This window comes from Pseudanabaena sp. 'Roaring Creek', assembly GCF_001402795.1.
Classification (GTDB): Bacteria; Cyanobacteriota; Cyanobacteriia; order Pseudanabaenales; family Pseudanabaenaceae; genus Pseudanabaena.
The window spans coordinates 1-5,453 of the sequence record NZ_LIRE01000414.1; the positions used below are offsets into that span (position 1 = coordinate 1).

The window sequence follows — 5,453 nt, forward strand, 5'->3', positions numbered from 1 at the left end:
CCAAGAAACTTTTTGAAAGTATTGCTTTGCAATACTTTCAAAAAGTTTCTTGGGGTTCTTTTGATCAAAAATAGCCATCAAGCCTTAGCTTTGGGGGGCGATCGCCTCCAAAGCTAAGGCTTGATGGCTTTCCACTGCGTTACGGGTCTCATTGGCTTCCAGCCCCTAAACGTTCCAATCGCCTCGGCACGACCGATTGAAATTTGGGTAAGCGTCCCGCCATATTGTTGCTGCCATTGAAATAATTTCTGTTCGCCTTCAAGGGTGACAACGTTAGCCACAATGCGCCCCTGAGATGGCAAACTTGCCCAGCAAGTCTCTAACAGATCGGGGACAGTTGCGCCACCACCGATAAAGATAGCATCTGGGATCGGTAGCCCTTGCAAAATTTCGGGGGCTTTGCCTTCGATAATTTTTAGGTGAGGTGTACCGAGGGCGATCGCATTTTCCGCAATAAAATGGGTACGCAATTTTTCGATAGCGATCGCCTGACAGCGGGGATGGCTCCGCATCCATTCAATCCCAATCGAACCGCAACCAGCCCCCACATCCCACAGCATCTCGCCAGCATTGGGAGCAAGGGCTGATAGAGTGATGGCGCGAACTTCGTGTTTGGTTAACTGCCCGTCATGGAGATAGGCTTCATCGGGAAGTCCGACCATCCGCGATAAAATTCTTGCTTCAGTCTGGGGAATGCATTCCACGGCGATCGCATTTAGATCGGCAAATTCGATAAAATCCCGTAATTGATTGGCAACAGTAGAAATAATCCGTTCTTTCGTTCCGTTGAGATGTTCTAAAACAGTAATTTTGCTATTGCTGAAATGGCGATCGCATAAAATCTCAGCAACAAGCGGTGGCGTTTCCTTGCCTGTGCTGAGAATGAGAAGTTTAGCGTTGGGATAGATATAGGGCTGTAAAAGTGAGGCAGGACGACCGCAGAGGCTCAGGGTTTCTACTTCATGCAATGACCATCCCAATCGGGCACAAATCAAGCTAAAAGTAGAGGTTGATGGGATGACGGCAACTTCTTCTATGGGAATTCTTTTTAATAAAGTCGTCCCAATGCCAAACCAAAGGGGATCGCCACTAGCTAAGACGCATACGGATTTACCGCGTAAATTAATAATTTGCTGAATGCTTGTCTCAATTGGCGTTGACCAAACAAGGCGCGATCGCCGATCCTCTGGCAATTCTGGCAGCATTTTTAAATGGCGATCGCCCCCTACCAAAATTTCGGCACGATCAATTAGCGATCGGGCTGAGGTGCTTAGTCCTGACAAACCATCTTCACCGATGCCAATTACGTTAAGCCAATGTTTAAAGGTCATTTTTTAAAATTTGTAGTAAGGGACTTGCTATTAATTAAAGTACCTATGGCTCCGACTTCAGCCAAGGTTAGCTGAGCGGAGTCGAAGCTAGATAAATGAGTGGGATATTTTTTATCCGCTTTTATCCGCAAAAGCCTAAGCAAACCCCAAATATGAGTGGCGGCGCTTCACGCCGCCACTCATATTTGGGGTTTTGAGCCGTAAGAGCTATAATTTAGCAAAGGGGAGTGGGGGCAAAATCTAAATTTCAAAGTGCAAAACGTCAAAGTGCAAAACGTCAAAGTGCAAAACGTCAAAGTGCAAAATCCCAAAATCAAGTCCCAAAATATTTAAAAGCTTAATTTTCAAACCTAATCAGACAGTTTAGATATCACCAGCCAATGAGTTTACCTGCGATACAACCCACCCAAAATAATATCTATAATTCTGCTAATTATAATGCCATCAATGAAATAGAAGCCGGTGACTTAACTAATTGCGATCGCGAACCCATACATATACCGCAATCGATTCAGCCTCATGGATTATTGATGGTACTCACAGAAGCCGAGTTCAAAATCGCTCAGGTCAGCGCGAACAGCTTTGATGTTGTGGGAATAGCAACCGAAGATCTCCTCGATCGCCCATTGGCGGATTTCATTAGTAGCGATCGCCTTGAAGCCATTAGTAAATGCTTAGACCGCAGTTTCGAGCATATTAATCCCTTAGTCATTAGCTTTGCTACTGCGGAAGATACGATCCGAAATTTTAATGGAATCGTGCATCGTGCCATCAGTGGCGAAATCGTCCTCGAACTAGAACCGATCGCCGATTGTACTGATCGGGAATTTTTTTATTTTTATCATCAAATTAAGAAAACCCTTACTAAAATTCAAGCGGCTCAAAATTTAGGAGAATTGTGCGATCTGATCGTACGGGAAATTCAAGACATCACAGGCTGCGATCGCGTAATGATCTATCGCTTTAATGAGAGTGGTGACGGTAATATCATTGCCGAAGTCAAACAACCCGATCGAGAATCATTTCTTGGGCTGCGCTATCCCGACTCCGATATCCCCAAACAAGCTAAGGAACTCTATAAACTTAACTGGTTACGATTAATTCCCAATATGGATTACCGTCCCAGTCCATTAATCCCTAGTTCGCAAATCAAGGAAATAGGGGCGCATCCTCTTGATATGAGCCATTGTTGCCTGCGATCGGTATCGCCCATTCACATTGAATATCTCAAAAATATGGGCGTAGCAGCATCCCTCACTATATCTTTAATTCAGAAGCAAAATCTCTGGGGTTTAATCGCCTGTCACCATAGCACTCCAATATTTATTCCTTACGAAATTCGTACGGTTTGTGAGTTTTTAGGACAGCTCATGTCTACCGAATTAGCCAATAAAGAAGTCAACGAAAACCTCGATTACAAGCTCCAACTCAAAAACATTCAAAGTCAATTTGTAGAACGACTGAGCAAAGCTAATAATTTTGCACAGGAACTAATTGCGGAACCTGAGATCCTATTAAATCTAGTCGGGGCAAAGGGAGCGGCGGTATGTGAAGGCGACGATATCACCACGATCGGGCAAACACCACAACTAGATTGGCTAAAATCGCTATTGTCTTGGTTGCCCAAACAGTTCAAACAGGATATTTTTGTCACTGACAATCTTCCCTCTCTGTATCCTAGTGCGGATAGTTGTCAAGCTGTTGCTGCGGGACTACTAGCTATGGCAATCTCCAAGATTCAGCATCGCTACGTATTGTGGTTTCGTCCTGAACTCCCACAAACGGTTACTTGGGCGGGGAACCCCGACAAACCCAAGCGCCTAGAGTCCGATGGGACGATAACGATCTTTCCGCGTAAATCGTTTGAAGCATGGCAAGAAATAGTGACAGGGCGATCGCAGCCTTGGTTGGACTGCGAAATAGCAGGAGCGATCGAACTTCGACAGGCGATCGTGGACATTGCGATTCGCCAAGCAGAAGATCTCGCCCATATCAATCTAGAACTAGAACGCAGCAATAGCGAACTTGATGCCTTTGCCTATATTGCTTCCCATGACTTAAAGGAACCTTTGCGCGGCATTCACAACTATGCAACTTTTCTATTGGAGGACTACGGTTCAATCCTGCAAGATGATGGTGCTGACAAGCTCAATACCCTAGTGAGACTCACAAAACGGATGGAGGCATTGATCGATTCTTTGCTAAAGTTCTCTCGACTGGGCAGACAGGAATTACAAATGTCATCGATCGCTCTCGATCCGCTGTTAGATAATGTGAGCGAGTTATTGGCGATGAATCCTCAATGGCACAACTGCGAAATTCGCAGAATCCGATCGCTACCAACGGTATTAGGAGATCGGATTTTGCTCGAAGAGATCTTTACCAATCTCATTTCCAATGCATTTAAATACAACGACCAGCCTCAGAAATGGGTGGAAATTGACTGGCAGATCGTTCCTAAGCTAGAACATAGCGATGAAAATCAGAATCCAACCCCAAAATTTGTGACGATTTTGATTCGCGATAATGGCATTGGTATTCGTGATAAGCATCTTGAAACTGTATTTCGCATATTTAAGCGTCTGCACCCCGCTAGCAAGTATGGGGGTGGTACTGGTGCAGGGCTGACCATTGTCAAAAAAATTATCGAGCGTCATGGAGGCACGATTCAAGTACAGTCTATCTACGGACAAGGAACTACATTTTTATTTACCTTACCAATTCAGGAATCCCTATAATTATCCATGCAAAGGCTATTAAACTCTCCTTGGGAAGATGTCATCCATCCCGTAATTGCGATCGTCGAAGACAGTGACGAAGATTTCTACAGTTTTTTGCGTGCTACTCAAAAATTACAGTTGCTAGAGCGATCGCTCTATAATATGGTGCGATTTCAGGATGGAGATGATGCCCTTGATTATCTATTCCGTCAAGGTAATTACCAAGGACTGCAAGCCCCCCAGCCCGTTGCCATTTTGCTCGATCTCAATCTCCCCAATACCGACGGCAGAGAAGTCATCTATCGGGTTAAGCAATCAAGTCATTTGCAGCCAATTCCAATTATTGTGCTGACTACTTCTAATAGTTACCAAGATATTCAAACCTGTTATCGTTACGGGGCTAACTGTTATATGCTTAAACCCCTAGGTGTTAGTGAAATGCAACAGACAGTGCAGGTCATTTTTCAACATTGGTTTCAGGTTACGCTCTTACCTAGCTACGGACAGTTTTCAGCCTAACTTTATAGCAACGGTTTGCAACCCCAAAGATGAGTGGCAGCGCTTTGCGCTGCCACTCATCTTCTTTTTTATTTAAGAAATGGCTACGCCATTTCTTAAGTTGGGGTAAGAAAACCTTAGGTTGCGATCGCTTCAGATTCTTGAGGTTTGGTTTCCTTGGGCTTTTTCTCAAAAACCTGCACGCTTGGCTCGGCAAGAACGAATCCTCTTTCGGTCATTTCACCAAACTTGCCACCAATTGCTGCTACCCAATGGGGAAAGTTAGCTTGGGCATCTTCCAATTTCTTGAATACTTTAGGTTTAACATGCACATGAAAAATCCGTCCATCGCAGTCTAAACTGAAAGATTTCCAACCGTTCTTATCAGTTTTTACATCGACAGGAAGCTCGTTGATCTTAATCGTTAGTTCCAGTTTTCCTTGGATAGCCATATTATCCCTATGCCAGCTGTAATATTGTTTAGAATTGCAATTTGGAATTATCACATATTTTTATTCAAATTGACTCTAAGTAGCTAAGTAAGTAAACTTAAAACTTAGAAGAGCGTACTGCCCGCTTAGCGGGCAGTACGCTCTCTGGTTTTATTTTTTAATTATGCTTAACTGATTATACAAAAGTCGGTAATACCAATTAAGGAAAGTGTGACAACACTTTTGTGGATTAAAAACTAAACCTAGTAAGGGTTTTTAACTTAAGAAATGGCGTAGCCATTTCTTAAGAGCGTGTTTGAGAAGTTAAGCGAGGCGTTTGAGGAGAATGTGAATCATGCCGACATAGAAAAAAGCCTCAGAAGTTTCAGGTAAAAGTTCGTACTCTCTTGTCAAACGCCGAAAGCGAGAAAACCAAGCAAAAGTACGTTCAACCACCCAGCGCTTTTGTTGGA

At 43.8% G+C, this 5,453-nt stretch carries 5 protein-coding genes; 2 read left to right on the plus strand and 3 right to left on the minus strand.

The genetic code is table 11. From position 1 onward, the window contains the following. Positions 1 to 113 precede the first annotated feature (113 nt). On the minus strand, positions 114 to 1,331 hold the full coding sequence (locus AC805_RS13835; RefSeq protein WP_055075968.1) for a bifunctional cobalt-precorrin-7 (C(5))-methyltransferase/cobalt-precorrin-6B (C(15))-methyltransferase: 1,218 nt from the start codon (positions 1,329 to 1,331) through the stop codon (positions 114 to 116). Between the two features lie 380 nt (positions 1,332 to 1,711). Here AC805_RS13835 and AC805_RS13840 point away from each other — a divergent pair, with 380 nt between their 5' ends. Both AC805_RS13840 and AC805_RS13845 read left to right on the plus strand, forming a co-directional pair. Continuing rightward, positions 1,712 to 4,069: an ATP-binding protein gene (locus AC805_RS13840; RefSeq protein WP_231663004.1), complete on the plus strand. Its 2,358-nt coding sequence runs from the start codon at positions 1,712 to 1,714 to the stop codon at positions 4,067 to 4,069. Positions 4,070 to 4,075: 6 nt separating this feature from the next. After that, positions 4,076 to 4,570: a response regulator gene (locus AC805_RS13845; RefSeq protein WP_055075969.1), complete on the plus strand. Its 495-nt coding sequence runs from the start codon at positions 4,076 to 4,078 to the stop codon at positions 4,568 to 4,570. 116 nt (positions 4,571 to 4,686) lie between these two features. On the opposite strand, the gene AC805_RS13850 is transcribed toward AC805_RS13845, so the two are convergent. Next, entirely contained in the window at positions 4,687 to 5,001 is a 315-nt protein-coding gene (locus AC805_RS13850) for a hypothetical protein (RefSeq protein ID WP_055075970.1), read from the minus strand. 303 nt (positions 5,002 to 5,304) lie between these two features. Further along, on the minus strand, positions 5,305 to 5,453 hold a 149-nt coding region (locus AC805_RS13855), incomplete at its 5' end, for a transposase (RefSeq protein WP_156341409.1).

Bases quoted from the DNA above. Each gene is read 5' to 3' on its own strand.
- AC805_RS13850 (WP_055075970.1), bottom strand. From the start codon at position 5,001: ATGGCTATCCAAGGAAAACTGGAACTAACGATTAAGATCAACGAGCTT.
- AC805_RS13835 (WP_055075968.1), bottom strand. From the start codon at position 1,331: ATGACCTTTAAACATTGGCTTAACGTAATTGGCATCGGTGAAGATGGT.
- AC805_RS13845 (WP_055075969.1), top strand. From the start codon at position 4,076: ATGCAAAGGCTATTAAACTCTCCTTGGGAAGATGTCATCCATCCCGTA.
- AC805_RS13840 (WP_231663004.1), top strand. From the start codon at position 1,712: ATGAGTTTACCTGCGATACAACCCACCCAAAATAATATCTATAATTCT.